Genomic DNA, 19,498 nt, shown 5'->3' with positions numbered 1-19,498 from the left:
CACCCTTTCTAAAATTCCCCAACAAAAAACAGCTCCGAAGAGCTGTTTTTATCATGCACAGATTAGAATCTGTAAATTGCACCAACTTCCACGCCATGACCTTTGGTCTTGGAGGTGGTGGTTTCGGTGTTATGGAAACTAAGACCTGCAAAAGTGGTGGTGCTTTTGCCAAAATCATAAGTTGTACCCACGCTAAACTTGGTTTGCTCTTTATTGGCAATGCCTTCATAGTTATCAGCGTATGCACCTTCAACCCACACACCCAAAGGCTCGGTGACTTGATGTGCCAACGACAAATATCCGCCAACCTCATTGTCAGAGCTGTTGTAATCAGCATAATGAGCAACTGCACCAACGGTTGTCTTTTCTGTAATATCAACAGACATAGAACCAACCAATGCACTAAAATCCTTACCTGCACGAGTATAAGCCAAGCCAAGTGTGCCACTATCGGTCTCGTGGCTTGCACCTACAATAAAGAAGTCACGCTCCACTGTGGTCTTAACACCATTTTTAAAGGTGTGAAATTTACGACCCTTACTACCCTCGTCCATACCATATTGGAGAGTCAAATCAGTTTTGCCATTGTTAAACTTGGGTGTGGTATACACGATGGTATTATCCACCCAATCAGAACCACCATAGCCCATGGCATAGCCTGTACCCTCAGCACGCCACCATGATGGTGCAATATCCAAATTATCATCATAGCTGATGGTACGACCCACAAGCAACTTACCATATTGTTTGTTTTTGAGTGCTAGATAGCCATGACGAGCAGAGAAGTTGCCATCAGTTTTTTCAGCAACGTCCACTTTATATTCCAAGCGGTATTCTAAATCCGTATTTTCTGTTAACGGCTCACTGCCTTTGACACCGATACGTGAGTTACCAGAACTCAAATCTGTACGACCTCTTTCTTTCTCGGTTACGCCGTTCTCTGTGGTTTTTGAATCTTCTTTTAGAGCAGACAGACGAACCTGACCATAAATCTCAGGCTGGGCAAACGCTTGTGAGCATACTGCCGTTGTAACGACCACACAAGCTGATTTGATGGCTGTACCTAATGATAACTTCTTCATGAAAAACTCCTAAAAAAATTTGCACAATGCAACCTTGCTTAGCATACACATGGTTTAAAAAAACCTGCATGACAATATTACATAAAAAAAAACAATATTGCAACAACATTTTATACAAATTGGTTAATTTTAACAAAAAAAATCATCACAACACCGATTAAGAAAACACTATTTCACCCAATCAGTCACTTTTGCCATCTCACACATATCATAAGCTGACTTCATAAGATGAGCGTTTTCCACACCAAATGAACAATCATCAAAAAAATCCTCCATCCACCATTTAGGAAGATGTCCATTTTATCAATGGTGGGATTTGTCATTATTTCTTAAAAAAATAAGGGCGACATACATCACCCTCATTTTGCCACAAACATCATTCTAAAGGCACGCCAATGCGTCTTGCCACTTCCTCATAGCCTTCTACAACATCACCAAGCCCTTGACGGAAGCGGTCTTTGTCTAGTTTTTTCTTGGTCTCTTTATCCCATAGACGACAACCATCAGGCGAGAACTCATCACCAAGCACAATGCCATCTTTGAACAAGCCAAATTCCAGTTTAAAATCCACAAGCATAAGCCCTGCCTCATCAAAAATCTTGGACAAGACCTCATTGACCTGATAAGTCAAGGCTTTCATCTCGTCAAGTTGGGCTTGGGTGGCATAGCCAAGTGCAACGGCGGTGGATTCTGACAACATTGGGTCGCCCAGCTTATCATCTTTATAAAACAGCTCAAAGGTTGGTGGTACAAGTGCCAAGCCCTCTTCTAAACCCAAGCGTTTCATCAAACCGCCCGCACTATAATTACGCACCACACACTCTACAGGAATCATTGTTAGGCGTTTGACCAGCACTTCATCTTCTGATAATTGCTTTTCAAAATGGGTTTTGATGCCAGCTTCTGCCAATTTGCCCATAATAAAGCTATTAAAGCGGTTATTGACCTTGCCCTTACGGTCAAGCTTTGCAATTTTTTCGCCATTAAAAGCAGATGCATCGTTTCTAAAATGCAAAATCAGATAATCAGGATTATCGGTTTCATAAACTGATTTTGCCTTGCCTGTGTAGAGCAGTGTTTGTTTTTGCATGGTTTTCTCCATTATTAACGATAAATTTGATAACAAAATAAAAGGCATGAATACAAAAATATCCATGCCAAACAATCATCTTACCTGTGGTGGTTTTGGTAGCTCATACTGTCTACCAGCTTCATTGGTAAAATTAGACAAACCACCCTCCACCTGTGGTGTGGCATATAAAGGGGTAAAATCCGCCGTCTGCTGACCGACAGGCAACTGTATGGGGTCTAATTTTTGGCTTTGTTGGTATTTTAAACTGCCATCATTGCGTTTGCTTGTGTATGCTTTGATTGTGCTACACCCTGTTGCCATAACGCTTGCCACCAACATCAAGGCGGTTAATTTTATCACTTTCATAAGTCTTCCTAAATCAAATTGGCTTTTTGTAAGGCGTTATCAATAATGACTTGGCTACTCTTAGATAGCCAAACAAGTGGCAAACGAATGCCTGTGTCAATCTTGTCCATTTTGTGTAGGGCGTATTTGACAGGCTGTGGGCTTGATTCACAAAACAAATCTTTGTGCAAATGGCAAATACCCTCATTAATCAAATCCGCTTCATCAAATTTACCTGCCAATGCCAAGCTAAAAATCTGGCTCATCGCATTTGGGGCAATGTTTGAAGTAACCGAAATATTGCCCTTTGCTCCAAGTTTTACCAATTCAAGGGCAGTAGGGTCATCGCCCGATAACACCACAAGACGGTCGCCCACTCGCTCAATCAAGGATTTACCCCGTTCAAGATTGCCTGTTGCGTCCTTGATGGCAACGATATTGGGAATATCAGCAAGGCGTGCCACCGTCTCTTCGCTCATATCCACCACCGTTCGCCCTGGTACATTGTAGAGAATCTGGGGCATATCCACCGCCTCTGCCACCGCCTTATAATGCTGATAAATACCCTCTTGGGTGGGTTTGTTATAATAAGGCACAACGAGCAGAGCAAAATCCGCCCCCACTGCTTTGGCGTGGGCGGTTAGTTCAATGGCTTCGGCGGTGTTATTTGCCCCTGTTCCTGCAATGACAGGCACACGCCCTGCCACACGCTTAACAAAAAATTCAATCACATCGCCGTGCTCTTTCATAGAAAGCGTTGCCGACTCGCCTGTTGTCCCTACCGCCACCAAAGCGTGCGTACCAGACTCAATCTGCCAGTCAATCAATTTGCCCAAAGCCTCATAATCCACCGCCCCATCTGCGGTCATGGGTGTAATCAAGGCGGTGATAGAGCCTTTTAACATCGTCTGTTTATGGTCATAAGCTGTCATAAAGCACCTAAATTATTATCTTTTAACGACTTAGTTTAGCATTTTCATGGGGGTTTTTAAATGTCTAAATTAAAATTATTTACGTTGATTGAAATTTTAAATTAATTTATAAAAATAAATTTAAATAATAAATCTATAAATTTATAATTATTGGTATATTTTTTATGATAAATGGTATTGTTTTTTTTTTTGCATTTTAGTATATTATATCATAACCCGTATAAATGAGCATTACTCTTGTTTTTAATCAATATCAGGAACTATATGAAACTGGATTTTAATATGTCGTCTGATGAGTTTAGGCGAGAGGTACTATACCAAAAGCCTAAGCTGTTTAAGGGTGCCGTCAAAAACCTAGACATCACATGGCGACAAATCAATGAATTGTATCAACGAGCCAACCCAATGGACGAACTTTTTCGTCTGCGTAAAGGCGAGATTGTACCCATCTCTGAATATGTTGAGAGCTTTGATGACACTGGGCGTACTCGCCACCGCTTTGTCAAACCTGCCATTTATCACCACCTAAAAAATGGTGCGACCATTGTTTATAATCGCATCAACAATGAGCCTTTTGTTGATGATTTAGCAAAGCAAGTCGCCCAGTTTGTCAATGCATCTACGGTGGTTAGTGGCTATCTTGCTTTTGGTTCGGACGCTTCCTTTAAAAGTCATTGGGATACTCGTGATGTCTTTGCGGTGCAACTCATGGGCAAAAAACATTGGGCGTTATATCAACCCAATTTTGAAAGTCCCTTATACATGCAACAATCCAAAGATGTCGATGTGCCAGAACCGACCATACCCGACATGGAAGTGGTCTTGGAGGCTGGCGATGTGCTGTATATCCCTCGAGGGTGGTGGCACAACCCTGTACCGATGGGCTGTGAAACTTTTCATTTGGCAATCGGCACTTTTGCCCCAACAGGCTATGACTACATGGAATGGCTTACCAAGCAAACGCCCAACATCTTACCATTGCGTTATAACTTATCTGATTGGGAAACCGACAAAAACAACATCGCCCAAGCCTGCACCCAACTATCTGCCATGATGACCGACCCTGTTATGTATGATAGGTTCATGCAGGAATTTTTGGGTAATCATCGCCTAGATACTCGCTTTAATATGGAGTTGTTTGGCAATCCCAACAATGATAAGTTGCCACCAGAGAGCAAACTTAGTCTCAATGTGGTAGACATACGCACATTGGATAAAGGCTATCTGATTTCAAATGGCACCAAGATTAATGTGGATGAGCTGAGTAAAAAATTCATCAACATCATCATTAATCACCAACCCATTGCTTTATCGGAAGTATTAACACATTTTGATAAAGCACAACATGAACACATTCAAAAACTGGCTTATGATTTGGCGAATTTTGATGTGGTGGGGGTGGACTTATGAATCAACAAAAATCTATTGACAAAGAAACCTTAAGTCGCATTGTGCTATTTTCTTTTTTAATGTCTAGCATAATTTTATTATGTATTGAAATAAATAATTTTAATACAAATATTTATTTATCAATCGTATATGTTACGGCGATAACATCATTTACTTTGGGATTTTTCTTTCCAAAAATTTACAATATAGGGAATAAAAATCCACCCAAATATATTTGCATATTTTCAAAGGTTATGAATATTACCTTTGTTGTGGCTCTACTATTTTACTTTTTAAATTAATCAACAAGAGGAATTTTGTCATGCGTGAATTAACAATCAATGAACTCAATATAGTATCTGGCGGTTATACCGACCCAGACTTGGGCGATAAACTAAAAAATTCAAAATATCCAGTAGTTCCAACACTCATAGTGGGAGCGTCTAATAGTGTACAAGTCATTAGAGCTGGAATTATTGGATATAAGATTGGGGAGGCACTCAATGAACACACCCCATTCAAGATTGGATTAGTAAAGGAACTGATAAACTTATTGACTATCAAATGAAAAAACAGCAAAGCCAAACAAAAGACAAATCAGGCAATGACTACGGTCATTAATTAGGTTTTTATGTCCAATTTATTCCGCCAAGAAGCCCTAGATGCTCAAAAAACCAACTGGACGGGTACGATTATTCTAACTCGTCCAGTCAGTTTTACTTTTTTAACCATCTGTGCTTTGTCAATTGGTTTGGTACTGGTCGCCTTTTTGATTTGGGGTGAATACACCAAACGTAGCACCGTCAAAGGTCAGCTTATCCCAGAGCAGGGGCTGATATATAGCCACAGTCCTACCAGTGGTGTCGTTATTGAAAATCATGCTCATGACGGCAAGGCAGTCAAAAAGGGTGATTTACTTTATAAAATCTCCACCGCCCATCATGGTGATGAAGGCAGCACCCAAAAAGCCATCGATGATGAGTTAGCATTCAAAAATACGCTTATTCAAAATCAAATCTTTTATACCAAACAAAGCCAAACCCAAGAAATCAACAGTATATTAACCACCATTGAGCGACTAAAAGATGATAAGCAAAAACTCATCGCTCAGATTGAATTGCAGAAAACCCAAGTTCAGCTTGCACTTGATAACCTAAAAAGACATCAAGAAATCAGTGCCATCAATGCCGTATCCGCTCTTGAAGTCAATAACCGCCAAATGGAATATAACACCCAACACGAACAACTCATGACACTCAGCCGAGAGCTATCATCACTTGAAAAACAAATCAAAGAGCAAACCATCAGTTTAGATAGAACCAAACAAAATCATAAAGCCAATCTCAATCAATTACAACAGTCCCTCACGGATAATAGACAAAGCAAAATCCAAAACAAGGCAGGAGAATTTATCTCTATTTATGCTCCGATTGATGGTGTAATCAGCACCAATCACATCAAAACAGGTCAATACATCGAAAGTAGTAAACCACTCATTACCATTTTGCCCCATGATAGTCATGTCATCGCCGAAATGTATGTACCAAGTCGTGCCATTGGTTTTGTCAAAACTGGTGATGAGGTACTGCTCCGCTATCAAGCCTATCCCTATCAAAAATTTGGACACGCCAATGCACAAATCATCTCAGTAGCAAAAACTGCATTAGCAGGACAAAACATCCAAAGCATTGGCACCGTATCACAAAGCGAACAAATGACTAATGAACCTTTATACATTGTACGTGCAAAATTAGAAAAGCAAACGATAAAAGCCTATGGCAATGACCTGCCATTACAAGTGGGTATGACATTAGAGGGTGATATATTGCACGAAACTAGGAAGCTCTATGAGTGGGTATTAGAGCCTTTATATAGCATTACTGGCAAAATCTAATCAAGCATTTTATTGTCATTGGGTGCATGGCACCTTTTTTATTTTTTAATGATGGATAGTTATGAATTACTTGGAAAATATTTCTTTGGGTTTTGGTCGTAAGCTACCTGTGATTTTACAAACTGAAAATGCTGAATGCGGTTTGGCGTGCATTGCGATAGTTGCCAATTACTATGGCTATCATACTGATTTATTTAGTTTAAGACAAAAATATCCCATTTCCCAAAAAGGAGCAACGCTACACACCCTAATTAAAATTTGCCAACAAATAAAATTAAACACTCGCCCTTTAAAATTAGAATTAGATGAATTAAAAGAACTTCGTACGCCTTGTATTTTACATTGGGATTTAAATCATTTTGTGGTACTAAAATCTGTTGGCTTAAATAAAATCACTATTATTGACCCTGCTGTTGGTCTTAGAGTATTAGAATTAAAAGAAGTTTCTAAGCATTTTACAGGTATTGCCTTAGAAATTTGGGCGGATAATGATTTTGAGAAAAAAGAAGAAAAAACACAAATCAAAATTTTTAAACTCTTTGGTGAAATAAGAGGATTATGGAGCTCTTTAAATCAGATTTTGATTTTGGCGATTGTTTTAGAAATCTTTGCTTTAACTAGCCCCTTTTTTATGCAATGGGTCATTGACCACGCCATTGTATCAGCTGATTTAAATTTATTAACCACGCTTGTGATTGGTTTTGGCTTGTTAATGTTTTTAACTCAATTGATTAGCTTATTACAAGCGTGGATTGTCATGTATTTGGCAACCACTTTAAATGTACAATGGAAAGCCAATATTTTTAATCATTTAATTCATTTGCCAAGCTCATTTTTTCAAAAACGACATTTGGGCGACATTATTTCTCGTTTTGGTTCCATTGATAGCATTCAATCCACTTTAACCACCAGTTTTTTGACCGCTATTTTAGATGGTTTAATGACTATTTTTACCTTAATTTTAATGTTCTTTTATAGCCCAACGCTGGCATGGATTGCGATTGGTGCAATGGCGATTTATGGACTTTTAAGATGGGCATGGTATATGCCACTTAGACGAGCCAGCGAAGAAGCCATTATTCATAGTGCCAAACAAAGCAGTCATTTTATGGAAACCATGCGTGGTATTCGTGCCATTAAAAGATTTGACAAACAAACTTTACGCCAAAATACTTGGCAAACTTTATTCGTTAATCAAATTAATGCAGGATTAAAAACACAAAAATTAGGCTTAGCGTTTGAATTTATTAATGGCATTATTTTTGGATTAGAAAACTTGATTATTATCTATTTGGGAGCAAGCTATGTTATTAACGGAACTTTTACTGTTGGTATTTTGATGGCATTTATTGCTTATAAAAATCAATTTGGTGGACGAGTGAGTAGCTTAATTGATAAATTTGTCCAAGTAAAAATGCTCTCTTTGCACGGAGAAAGGCTTGCCGATATTGTTTTGAGCGAAAAGGAAAAACAAGAGTTTATATTGGATAAACCAAAAATAGAAAACTATGATATTGAAGTTAAAAATTTATCGTTTAGATATAGCGATGATGAGCCTTATATTTTTGAAAATTTAAATTTTAAAATACAGCAAAATACATCGGTTGCAATTGTTGGAGCAACTGGGTGTGGTAAAAGCACTTTAATGAGTTTATTATTGGGCGAATTAACCGCCAATAGTGGTGAAATTAAAATTGCAGGGAAATTAATTAAAACCATGAGTGATGTCAATGCCTTAAACTGTGTGGCGTGTGTTAGCCAAGATGATGTTTTATTTGCAGGCAGTTTACTTGAAAATATTAGCTTTTTTGATGATAAATTGGACAGAGATTGGGCAGAAACCTGTGCCAAGATGGTCGGTATTCACGATGAAATTATGGCAATGCCGATAAATTATCAAACTTTAGTAGGAGATATGGGAAGTGTATTGTCAGGTGGACAAAAACAACGTATATTTATCGCTCGTGCTTTATATAAAAAGCCCAAGATTTTATTTTTGGATGAGGCAACCAGTCATTTAAATATTGAAAAAGAACAAGAAATTAATGAAATGATTAAATCCTTGAATATTACTCGTGTGATGATTGCCCATCGTCCTGAAACCATAGCAAGTGCAGATGGGACTATCGCCTTAAACAACAATCCCATTTGACCCATTTTTACTCAATCCTAAGCCCCAAAATCGCAGGCATACCATCTCTAATAATACCGACTGTAACCACGCCTTGTTTTGGTAAGTTTTTAAAGGCATGTTCAAATGTCTGAATGTTGTTGGTGGGCAGATGATTTAAATGCACAATCACGTCCCCCGCCATGAGTCCTGCCCGACTTGCCAGTCCTGTGATATCCACAGAGGTAATGATAACACCACCTTTAACACCAAATTCATTGAGCAGACGATTTTCATTTTGGGTAAGCTCTTTGAGGCGTAAACCCAAACGCACGCCATTATCAGTAGCATTTTGGGTGGCGACATCGTGGGGTGTCTCAACAAATCGCCCTGTTGTTTCGTACACCTTGCCTGCTCTTAGATAGGTTAGGTTAAATTTATCATTGGGCTTGGCACGGTTAATACGGTTTAACAAATCAGATGCCAAGATTATGTTTTGACCATTAAAACTTAGCACCACATCACCGATTTTCAGCCCTGCTTGGTAGGCAGGTGAGTCTAGCCCCACACGGGTAATCAATGCTCCTTGTGGTTTATCCAACTGATAAGCCTCCGCCAACGTGCGATCGATGTCTTGTAACTGTAAACCCATATAGACCCGAGTTACTTTGCCTGTATTTTTAATTTGCTCATACATATCCATCGCTGTATCAATGGGAATAGAAAACGACAAGCCCATATGCCCGCCTGTACGACTAAAAATCAAAGAATTAATACCAACCACTTCGCCTTTTTGGTTGAACAGTGGTCCACCAGAATTACCCTGATTTAATGCCACATCAGTCTGAATAAATGGTACGGTTGCCTCACGGCTCATGCTGCGGCTTTTGGCGGAAACGATGCCAGCCGATGCCGAATAATCAAAACCAAAGGGCGAACCAATCGCCAGCACAGGCTCACCTACTTTGAGCGTATCACCTTGTGCCACCGTCAAAGCAGGGAAATTTCGCCCTTCTACCTTCAAAACCGCCACATCGGAAGCCTCATCTGAACCAACCAGCCGTGCATCAAGCTCGGTACGGTCTTGTAAAGTAATACTAATTTTGTCCGCCCCTGCCACCACATGATGGTTGGTTAAAATATAACCATCGGCACTGACAAAAAAGCCTGTGCCATAGCCATACTCTACCGTAGGAATGTTAGGAACATTGACTTTATCACCAAAAAGCTCACGCAAAATCTTGGCTTTTTGAGCCAATTCTAGCCCCTCGCTGTCCACTTGTTTTGTGGTGCTAACTCGCACTACGCCAGACGATACTTTTTCAACCAAATCAGAAAAATCTATTGCCATTGCCCCATAAGCAGACTGCACAAAACTCACACCAGATACGACAGGCACAACCACCAACGCCATTGCCAGACTTAATGCTTTTATCATAAAAACCTCTCCACAAAAAACGCTAGTATGCAAAAAATTGCCCAACTCGTCAAGTTGCAAATCATTATCAAAATCTTACTGATTTCTTGTACGCTGATGATAAAATCCTTACTCTCATTGCTTATTTTTGAAAATAAACGATTGTGCTATAATAAAGACATTTTTTAATACAACAAAAGTTACTATGAACGCTCTTACTCTCACCGACAACGCCGTCAAAAAACTTGCCCACCTCAAATCAGCCGAAGGCAACAACAATCTCATGCTACGCATTTATGTAACAGGGGGCGGCTGTTCGGGTTTTTCTTATGGTTTTGATTTTGCCGAAGAATTAGAAGAAGATGATGCTACTTTTTTAAATGGTGATGCCGTCTTGGTGGTGGATAGCCTAAGTTATCAATATTTGCACGGCTCAACCATTGACTACATAGAAGGGCTTGAAGGCTCACGCTTCGTGGTAGACAACCCTAATGCGACGACCACTTGTGGTTGTGGGTCATCTTTTTCTATCTAAATTTGAACATTTGGTAAACAAGGAAGTGCTAATGAAACTTCAAAACCCCTCTCTTTTTCGTGAACGTGCTTTGATTGACAATACATGGCACTCTGCCCAATCAGGCGACACGATAGATGTTTTTAACCCCTTTAATCATCAAAAAATCGGAATCATTCCTAATTTGTCCGCTGATGAAGTGCGTGGGGCGATTGCCACTGCCACAACCGCCCAACAGGCATGGAGTAAAAAAACTGCCCATGAACGAGCTGATATTTTGCACCGTTGGGCGGATTTGATAGACGACAACCTTGATGATTTGGCAATCATCATGACAAGTGAGCAGGGCAAACCACTCAAAGAATCCCAAAGCGAAATCCGCTATGCCAACAGCTTTATCCGTTTTTTTGCCGAAGAAGGCAAACGAGTCTATGGCGACACCATTCCTGCCAAATCCACCAATCTACGCCACATCGTCCTAAAAGAACCAGTAGGTGTGTGTGCCTGTATCACACCTTGGAATTTCCCATCAGCGATGATTACTCGCAAGGTTGCCCCAGCCCTTGCGGTGGGGTGTGCGATGATTGTCAAACCTGATAGCCAAACGCCATTTTCTGCCCTAGCACTTGGCAAGCTTGCCATACAAGCAGGATTGCCGGCAGGTATCCTACAAATCGTAACAGGGCAAGCAGAAATGATTGGAGAGATTTTTAGCACCGACAACCATATCAAAAAACTCTCGTTCACAGGCTCAACCCGAGTTGGCAAATTACTCATGGCACAATCTGCCCCCACCCTTAAAAAACTTTCTTTGGAGTTGGGTGGCAACGCTCCTTTTATCATCTTTGATGATGCCAATTTGGACGAAGCAATAAACGGTCTTATCATGTCCAAATACAGAAATGCAGGACAAACGTGCGTCTGTGCCAACCGTGTCTATGTTCAGCGTGGGATTTTTGAGACATTTTTAGAAAAATTCACCACCAAAGTCCGCTCGCTGACAGTGGGAAATGGTATGGACAATCCTGACATGGCGTGTTTGATTAATGAACAAGCCCTACAAAAAACCCAAGCCTTACTGTCTGACGCTCTTGCCAAGGGAGCGACACTCATCACAGGTGGTAGTACGCACACTGATTATCCTACCTGCTTTTTACCCACCATCATCACAAACATTACAGAAGACATGGATATTGCTCATGCGGAGATTTTTGCCCCCATTGCCCCTGTATTTGTGTTTGATGACGAAGAAGAAGTTATCAAAAAAGCCAATGCCACACCCTATGGTCTTGCCTCGTATTTTTATACCCAAAACCACGCTCGTGCTTGGCGGGTTGCTGAACGATTAGAATGCGGTATGGTTGCCCAAAATACAGGACTACTCTCTACCGAAGTTGCACCTTTTGGTGGTATCAAAGAATCTGGGTTTGGGCGTGAAGGGTCAAAATACGGACTGGACGAATATTTAACCATCAAATACTGGTGCATTAATATGGAATAATAAAAAAACAGGCAATATGCCTGTTTTTTTATTATTCTAACTCTCTGCCCCATCAGGCACAAATACATAGCCCACACCCCATACGGTTTGGATATAGCGAGCTTGGGAAGGGTTGTCTTCAATGAGTCGTCTTAGGCGAGACACCTGCACATCAATTGACCGCTCCATCGCACCCCATTCACGCCCACGAGCCAGATTCATGAGCTTATCACGAGTCAGTGGCTCTCGTGGGTGTTGGACGAGTGCTTTTAACACGCTAAATTCGCCTGTGGTGAGCGTAACCACATCGCCGTCCTTTTTGAGGGTGCGAGTAGACAAATCCAAACTCCACGACCCAAACGCCACCACTTCCACCTGCTGAGTCGGAGCTCCAGGCACTTCACGGTTTTGACGGCGTAGCACTGCTTTGATACGAGCCAACAACTCTTTGGGGTTAAAGGGTTTTGGCAAATAATCATCTGCCCCAGCATCCAATCCCAAAATACGGTCAGTATCCGAGCCTTTGGCGGTGAGCATGATGATGGGAATATTGACATTGTCATCACGCAGGCGTTTGCAAATGGCAATACCATCTTCGTCAGGCAACATCAAATCAAGCACGATGAGCGAAAACATCTCACGTTGCATAAGCTTATCCATCTGTTTACCGTCATGTGCCACACGTACGGTAAAACCGCCTTCTTCTAAAAAACGTTGGAGCAACGCACGCAGACGTGCATCATCATCAACCACCAAAATACGATGCGTGTGATTTTCTTCGGTCATGGCTGTATCCTTAGAGCAAATATGGCGATAGTGTACAATAAGACACAAAAAAAGTCATGAAATTTTTTGTACAAAATGGTTATTTGGCTTATCATAGCACAACCAACACAGTTTTGGGAATTATTTCATCAGCAAAACAACAAGACACCATGAATCACACACCGCCCATGATTGACGGCATTTGTGCCAGCCGTCTTTATTTAGAAAAGTTACCCACACCGCCTAGCACTATTTTTGCTTTTTTGTGTCAAAAATTTCCCCACATCGCCCCACAGCAATGGCAAGAACGCTTTTATCAAGGCTTGGTGCTTGGGCATGATTTTGTTGCCCTACATATCCACAGCCCCTACCATCATGGGCAGACCATTTATTATTATCGTGAAGTTGTTGATGAGGTGGTCGTGCCATTTGAGCATCACATCATTTTTGAAAATACTGACATCATGGTGGTGGACAAACCGCATTTTTTGACGGTGTCGCCTGCGGGCGAATACGTCAAACAAACCCTGCTCACTCGCCTAAAACACGAAACAGGCAACCCTGACCTATCCCCCATTCATAGGCTAGATAGAGAAACGGCAGGGCTTATACTCATCAGTAAAAACCCAGCCACACGTCATTTATACCAAGCATTGTTTGCCAAACGCACCATCACCAAAACCTACCACGCCATTGCCCCTTTTGATAAAAATTTAATCACGCCACTTGACATTAATCTACACCTTGAACGTGGCGAGCCTTTTTACACCATGCGTGTCAATCCTGACAAAACCCCCAACACGCACACCCACCTAAGTCTACTTGATGTCAAAGCAGAGTTTGCCAAATACGAACTTCGCCCCACCACAGGCAAACTTCATCAGCTTAGGGTTCATCTACACCATTTGGGCATTCCCATTAAAAATGACCCCTATTATCCACAGATTTGTCATAAAGCCAAAGCGGATTTTGGTCAACCATTACAACTGCTCGCTCATGCCCTTGCATTTGTTGACCCCATCAACGGCACTGATTACTTTTTTCAATCAAAACAAACACTTGTATTATAATGTGTGGATAAATCTTATGCTCATTAAAATTAATTGACCAAATTTTATCATAAACCCTATTATTTTTATGTATTTAGTGTACAATAGCAGTCATATCCATAACAATACTAAGGTTATCACACATGCAACACCATATCCTATATGATGATGGTCATCACAAATGTATCGCTTTTTCTATGATTGATGATGCGGACGAGAGCGTCCCATCCAACCAATTTCTTGTCATTGACGGTAACGAAGCATGTATCATTGACCCAGGCGGGGATTTGACATTTACGCCATTGACCCTGCAAATCACCAAATTTATTCCCATGAATAAAATCAAATATGTCATTGGCTCACACCAAGACCCTGATATTTTAGCATCCATGCCTCGTTGGTTGTTGCACGTTGAAAATACCACCCTCATCATTCCAAAACTGTGGGAGCGATTTTTGCCCCATTATAATTCTGCATTTACCAAAGGTCGCCTACACCACAAGTTGTCTGAACGTCTGATTGGCATTCCTGACGAAGGTGATTATTATCCACTCGGCGAAAGTGGCATCGTGGCAATTCCTGCTCATTTTTTACATTCAGTAGGCAATATGCAGTTTTATGACCCCATCAGCAAAATCCTGTTTTCTGGCGACATGGGAGCAAGCCTTGTGGGAGATTCTGGCGATGTCGTTACTGACTTTGAGGCACATATTCCAAACATGTATGGCTTTCACAGACGTTACATGGTCAGCAACAAAGCCACTCAACTGTGGGCAAAATCGGTTGCCAAACTGGATGTCGCCAAAATGGTGCCCCAGCATGGCAAACGTTTTGACAGCAACAAAATGTTTCATCAATTTTTAAACTGGATTGCCAAATTAGAATGCGGTGTGGATTTGTTGAATGAATACAGCTACAACTTTGACAAACAGCTTGCCAAAGCCGAAGTGTTCTAACCCAACCAACAACCATCAAAAAGGGCGAGAGAGTCGCCCTTTTGTCATGTCTTTATTTTATGCTAACGTGGTTAGGATTTTTTGGTAAATCCCCTCAAATCCACCATTACTCATCACCACAATCACGTCATTTGGGCAAACATTTGCCTTAACGAATGCCAAAACCTCATCAATGCTATCTAGTACAATTTGCCCTTTCGTGTCGCCAATGGCTTCTTTTAACCCCCATGACAGACCCTTTGGCTCATACCAAATCACACCATCTGCCAAAGACGCTGATGAGGCAAGTTGGGCTTTATAAACACCCAGCTTCATGGTATTGGAGCGTGGCTCGATGATTGCCCAAATTTTTCGCCCTTGCAGTTTTTTCTTGGCACCATCTAGCGTAGTGGCAATGGCGGTGGGGTGATGTGCAAAATCATCATAGACTTGCACACCACCAACTTCACCAATCAGCTCCATACGGCGTTTAATCCCTGCAAAATTGGATAAAGCTTCACACGCCACTGCCACAGGCACACCCACATGATACGCCCCTGCAATCGCCACCAAGCCATTATTGACACTGTGCTGACCACTCATGCCCCAGTTGATGGTACCTGTTTCATCGCCATGTTTCACGTGAAACATTGAGCCGTCCTCATGCACCAGTTCAGCTTGCCAATCAGCAGATGTACCATCACTAGATGTTCGCCAAATCGGTGTCCAGCACCCTTTGGCAATGGTCGCTTCTAGGCTTTCTGTGTTGTTTGGCATAATGATTTGACCGCTTGGCGGTATCATGCGCACCATGTGGTGAAACTGGGTCTGAATCGCTTCAAGATTTGGAAAAATATCGGCGTGGTCGTATTCTAAGTTATTTAAAATGGCGGTGGTTGGGCGATAATGAACAAATTTAGAACGTTTGTCAAAAAAGGCACTGTCATACTCATCTGCCTCAATGACAAAATATTCTACTCCCAAATGTGAGCTATGGGCAAAAGCGGATTTGAGTCGTTCATTGTCTGTGGCAACGAGTGGCACACCGCCAATCAAAAATCCCGTATCAATCCCTGCATACTGCAAAATCCAAGCAAGCATGGTGGTTGTGGTGGTTTTGCCATGTGTGCCAGCCACCGCCAGCACATGACGAGATTGCAGGACGTGTTCGGATAAAAATTGAGGGCCAGACGTGTAACGCAGTCGTTTATCTAGCATATATTCCACCGCTTCCATACCACGCTTACAGACGTTGCCCACCACCACTAAATCAGGGGCAGGGTCAAGATGACTTGCCAAATACCCTTCCCAAATCTCCACCCCAGCCCGTTCAAGCTGAGTACTCATCGGTGGATAAATGGCAGTATCTGAGCCTGTTACGGTATGTCCAAGCTCACGAGCAATCAGAGCAAGTGACCCCATGAACGTACCACAAATACCCAAAAAATGAATGTGCATATTTTCTCCAAAAATTAATTTACTTTTTGCAATAGTGCATAATAAAACCCATCGCCATCATTTTGATTTAATGGCAAGCATTGATAACCGACCTCTTGTTTGATTTGATTGGGCAACGATAATACAAACTCCACCGCTTTAGCATTAGAATGAGTATTCAAAAACTGCTTTATTTGTCTTTCATTTTCATCTTTTAATAATGAACAAGTCACATACAATAAATAACCACCATCTTTTAGATTTTTCCAAGCGTTATTTAAAATATCGGCTTGTAATTTGACCGTTTGTTTTATATCATTTTCGGAGCGTAAAAGATTGATGTCAGGGTGCCTTCTAATGACCCCAGTAGCACTACACGGAGCGTCCAGCAATATCACATCAAAAGGCGTATCTACCTTAAAAATGCAAGCATCATCACAGACAATTTTAACTTTATCATCTAATAATCCAAGCCGAGTTAAATTATCAGGAATAACCGCCAATCGCTCATTATCATTATCCATTGCTGTGATGATTGCATTGGTATTATTCTTGGCAAACAATTCTAATAAATGAGCGGTTTTGCCAGCAGGAGCCGAGCAAGCATCCAAAATATGAATAGCTTTATCAATTGGTAAATTTTTAATCACCAATTTATCTAAAATATGACCACTTAATTGGGCGTGTTTGTCTTGTACACTAACAAAACCATCTTTAAATTTTGGTAAATTGGGGATTTTAATATTATCCAATAATTTAATGCATTGTTTATCATCAAATCCTAAGTCCACAATGGTGTGTTTGATATGATTTTCTTTTAAAAGCTGGCTGTATTCACTAAGGCTAATCAATTTAACATTGGGGCGCAAAAAGATAGGTGCAGATTGTCTTAATGTTTGCCCCAAAGTTTCATAATAGTCGCCAAAGTCTTGTTTTAATTGTTTGGCAAGCCAATTGGGTAGGCTGTGATTTTTATTAACCTTTTTTAAAAATTTGTCTTTATCTTTGGCAACTTTTCGCAATATGGCATTGATTAAACTCACCCCATAATTTTTATTTAGCGACTTTAAGGCATTGAGTGTTTCGTTAATAAGGGCATAATCAGGCGTATTCATATATAAAAGTTCATACAGACCCATATTTAAGGCACAAACAATCCCAATGTCGCTTGGTGGATTTTTAATCAAACTCTCGCCAATGCGATTGATGGCGTGCCATTGGCGAAGTGTCCCAAGTAATAATTCGTGAGCAAAGGCTCGTTCGTTGTCATTGACTGCAGTCAAACAGGCATCAAGCAAGGTGGTGAGTGATTGTCCTTCATGAATTTTTTGGAGTGTGGTAATGATGGTTGCCCGTGTAGATGTGTGATGTTTCGTCATAACTGCCTATGCCTGTGTGGTATTACTCATCAAAAGTGGTGGATGAGTTTGGCGTATTGTATCATAAGTTCGTGATAATCGTACTAAAACATAAAAGACGTTAATCATATTAGCATCAATCAGGTGAGTTATTGTTGAAATGTTGGGCAAATACAAGGATAATACACACAACCCAAAATACCAACAACACCAACACAAATCACCCAACAAGGACATCATCATGAAAGATACCTTACTGGACATCTCACCCAAAGAGTCCGCCATCTACGCCATCATCATCATCGCCATGCTAGGCATTACGATGATAGCTTGGGGGTGGCTACCCCATTTATCACTCATCTTGGTCATCGTTGGACTACTGATGCTCGGACGAATAAAGGGGCTGGCATTTTCTGCCATGCAAGAAAAAATGATTGGAGGCGTCTCTGTGGGCATGGGGGCGTTGTATTTATTTTCATTCATTGGGCTGTTGGTGTCAGCTTTGATGATGAGTGGGGCGATTCCCACGCTAATCTATTATGGGTTTGATGTGTTATCTGCCCAATGGTTTTATCTGTCTGCATTTGCATTATCGTCTATTATTGGCATTGCATTAGGCAGCGGCTTTACCACCTGTGCAACCATAGGTGTGGCTTTTTTGGGCATGGCAACCGCCTTTGGAGCAAACCCTGCAATTGTGGCAGGGGCGGTGGTTTCAGGAGCATTATTTGGCGATAAAATGTCTCCTTTGTCCGACACCACCAGTATTTCAGCAAGTATCGTGGGTGTGGATTTATTTGACCACATCAAAAACATGATGTACACCACTGTGCCTGCATGGGTCATCACCGCCATCATCTTTGTGGTATTAGGTGGGGGAGACGGCACGGCAAATCTTGATGCACTCACCACTCTCAAAAATCAGCTCATCATGAGCAACCTTGTACATGGTTATGCTCTATTGCCCTTCGTGGTGCTTGTCGCTCTTGCCATCATGCGAGTGGGAGCAATTTACACCATTTGTGCCACCATTCTAACCGCTCTCATCATCACTTACAGTCACAGCTCACCCACACTCAAAGATTTGGGTGGTTGGTTCTTTTCTGGGTATAAACCTGCCGAAAATCTAGAACTGGGCGACATCGCCAAAGTCATCTCTCGGGGTGGTTTAGAGAGTATGTTTTTTAGCCAAATTTTGGTACTGCTTGCGTTATCATTGGGCGGTCTATTACAAGGCTTGGGAATTTTACCCGCATTACTTGATGGCATTCGCCATTTACTTACTCGTGCCAGTCGTGGCGTGGCAGCAGCAGCTTTTACCGCCTTTGGTATTAACTTTTTGGTAGGCGAACAGTACCTAAGTTTACTTTTATCAGGCAATGCTTTCGCCCCTGAGTACAAACGCCTAGGACTACACCCCAAAAATCTCTCTCGCACCATCGAAGACTCAGGCACGGTCATCAACCCACTCGTACCATGGGGCGTATATGGGGGCTTTTTAGCAGGGGTGTTTAATATGCCTGTGATTGATTATGTGCCTTATGCCTTCTTTTGTTGGTTATGTTTGATTTTGACCCTGATTTTTGGGGCGACAGGTTTTACCATCACTCGCATTGAACCAGAACATCAGGCATAACCCACCAACATAAAACCCCATTCATTTGAATGGGGTTTTTCATCGTGGAACTTAAAATTACCGACCATAAAATATACTGACCG

The 19,498-nt window shown here is 41.3% G+C and carries 17 protein-coding genes; 9 read left to right on the top strand and 8 right to left on the bottom strand.

Annotated features, from left to right (window positions below; all coding sequences use genetic code 11):
- Positions 1-62 precede the first annotated feature (62 nt).
- The 4 genes from MOB01S_RS10120 to dapA form a co-directional block, all read right to left on the bottom strand.
- Positions 63-1,082, bottom strand: coding sequence for a porin (locus MOB01S_RS10120; protein ID WP_066804820.1), 1,020 nt, complete (start codon positions 1,080-1,082; stop codon positions 63-65).
- A gap of 376 nt (positions 1,083-1,458) precedes the next feature.
- Positions 1,459-2,172: a phosphoribosylaminoimidazolesuccinocarboxamide synthase gene (purC, locus tag MOB01S_RS10115; RefSeq protein ID WP_066804826.1), complete on the bottom strand. Its 714-nt coding sequence runs from the start codon at positions 2,170-2,172 to the stop codon at positions 1,459-1,461.
- 75 nt (positions 2,173-2,247) lie between these two features.
- Positions 2,248-2,520: a hypothetical protein gene (locus MOB01S_RS10110; RefSeq protein WP_066804818.1), complete on the bottom strand. Its 273-nt coding sequence runs from the start codon at positions 2,518-2,520 to the stop codon at positions 2,248-2,250.
- 8 nt (positions 2,521-2,528) lie between these two features.
- Positions 2,529-3,431 (bottom strand): 4-hydroxy-tetrahydrodipicolinate synthase, encoded by a 903-nt coding sequence (gene dapA / locus MOB01S_RS10105; protein ID WP_066804816.1) that lies wholly within the window; start codon positions 3,429-3,431, stop codon positions 2,529-2,531.
- Between the two features lie 264 nt (positions 3,432-3,695).
- Here dapA and MOB01S_RS10100 point away from each other — a divergent pair, with 264 nt between their 5' ends.
- The 4 genes from MOB01S_RS10100 (at position 3,696) to MOB01S_RS10080 (ending at position 8,866) form a co-directional block, all read left to right on the top strand.
- The gene (locus MOB01S_RS10100) at positions 3,696-4,841 is read left to right on the top strand and encodes a cupin domain-containing protein (protein WP_066804814.1); all 1,146 of its coding nucleotides are present in this window, start codon (positions 3,696-3,698) and stop codon (positions 4,839-4,841) included.
- A 301-nt stretch (positions 4,842-5,142) separates the two neighbouring features.
- On the top strand, positions 5,143-5,388 hold the full coding sequence (locus MOB01S_RS10090) for a hypothetical protein (RefSeq protein WP_066804810.1): 246 nt from the start codon (positions 5,143-5,145) through the stop codon (positions 5,386-5,388).
- Positions 5,389-5,451: 63 nt separating this feature from the next.
- A complete protein-coding gene (locus MOB01S_RS10085) occupies positions 5,452-6,714 on the top strand; it encodes an HlyD family secretion protein (RefSeq protein WP_066804801.1) in 1,263 nt (420 codons plus the stop codon).
- 61 nt (positions 6,715-6,775) lie between these two features.
- Positions 6,776-8,866, top strand: a complete 2,091-nt coding sequence (locus MOB01S_RS10080; protein WP_066804798.1) for a peptidase domain-containing ABC transporter — start codon at positions 6,776-6,778, stop codon at positions 8,864-8,866.
- 7 nt (positions 8,867-8,873) lie between these two features.
- On the opposite strand, the gene MOB01S_RS10075 is transcribed toward MOB01S_RS10080, so the two are convergent.
- Positions 8,874-10,262 carry a Do family serine endopeptidase gene (locus MOB01S_RS10075; RefSeq protein ID WP_066804795.1) on the bottom strand — a complete coding sequence of 463 codons (1,389 nt, stop codon included), beginning with the start codon at positions 10,260-10,262 and terminating at the stop codon, positions 8,874-8,876.
- Between the two features lie 184 nt (positions 10,263-10,446).
- Here MOB01S_RS10075 and erpA point away from each other — a divergent pair, with 184 nt between their 5' ends.
- Together erpA and MOB01S_RS10065 are read left to right on the top strand one after the other, a co-directional pair.
- Positions 10,447-10,776: an iron-sulfur cluster insertion protein ErpA gene (gene erpA / locus MOB01S_RS10070; RefSeq protein WP_066804792.1), complete on the top strand. Its 330-nt coding sequence runs from the start codon at positions 10,447-10,449 to the stop codon at positions 10,774-10,776.
- Positions 10,777-10,807: 31 nt separating this feature from the next.
- Positions 10,808-12,256 (top strand): NAD-dependent succinate-semialdehyde dehydrogenase, encoded by a 1,449-nt coding sequence (locus tag MOB01S_RS10065; RefSeq protein ID WP_066804789.1) that lies wholly within the window; start codon positions 10,808-10,810, stop codon positions 12,254-12,256.
- 36 nt (positions 12,257-12,292) lie between these two features.
- On the opposite strand, the gene ompR is transcribed toward MOB01S_RS10065, so the two are convergent.
- Complete coding sequence (ompR, locus tag MOB01S_RS10060) at positions 12,293-13,021, bottom strand: osmolarity response regulator transcription factor OmpR (RefSeq protein ID WP_066804787.1); 729 nt, start codon at positions 13,019-13,021, stop codon at positions 12,293-12,295.
- Between the two features lie 149 nt (positions 13,022-13,170).
- Here ompR and MOB01S_RS10055 point away from each other — a divergent pair, with 149 nt between their 5' ends.
- Positions 13,171-14,070: a pseudouridine synthase gene (locus MOB01S_RS10055; RefSeq protein WP_066804824.1), complete on the top strand. Its 900-nt coding sequence runs from the start codon at positions 13,171-13,173 to the stop codon at positions 14,068-14,070.
- Between the two features lie 122 nt (positions 14,071-14,192).
- Positions 14,193-15,005: an oxygen-binding di-iron domain-containing protein gene (locus tag MOB01S_RS10050; RefSeq protein ID WP_066804785.1), complete on the top strand. Its 813-nt coding sequence runs from the start codon at positions 14,193-14,195 to the stop codon at positions 15,003-15,005.
- Between the two features lie 57 nt (positions 15,006-15,062).
- On the opposite strand, the gene mpl is transcribed toward MOB01S_RS10050, so the two are convergent.
- The gene (gene mpl, locus MOB01S_RS10045; RefSeq protein ID WP_066804783.1) at positions 15,063-16,442 is read right to left on the bottom strand and encodes a UDP-N-acetylmuramate:L-alanyl-gamma-D-glutamyl-meso-diaminopimelate ligase; all 1,380 of its coding nucleotides are present in this window, start codon (positions 16,440-16,442) and stop codon (positions 15,063-15,065) included.
- A gap of 14 nt (positions 16,443-16,456) precedes the next feature.
- A complete protein-coding gene (rsmB, locus tag MOB01S_RS10040; protein ID WP_066804780.1) occupies positions 16,457-17,800 on the bottom strand; it encodes a 16S rRNA (cytosine(967)-C(5))-methyltransferase RsmB in 1,344 nt (447 codons plus the stop codon).
- A gap of 220 nt (positions 17,801-18,020) precedes the next feature.
- Between rsmB and MOB01S_RS10035 the strand changes: the two genes are divergently transcribed.
- Positions 18,021-19,415: a Na+/H+ antiporter NhaC family protein gene (locus MOB01S_RS10035; RefSeq protein ID WP_066804822.1), complete on the top strand. Its 1,395-nt coding sequence runs from the start codon at positions 18,021-18,023 to the stop codon at positions 19,413-19,415.
- The last annotated feature ends 83 nt before the right edge of the window (positions 19,416-19,498 follow it).

This window comes from Moraxella oblonga NBRC 102422 (assembly GCF_001598275.1).
Lineage (GTDB): Bacteria > Pseudomonadota > Gammaproteobacteria > Pseudomonadales > Moraxellaceae > Moraxella > Moraxella oblonga.
Note: the sequence above shows the minus strand (reverse complement) of the source record. Positions and strands in the feature narration are given on the sequence as shown.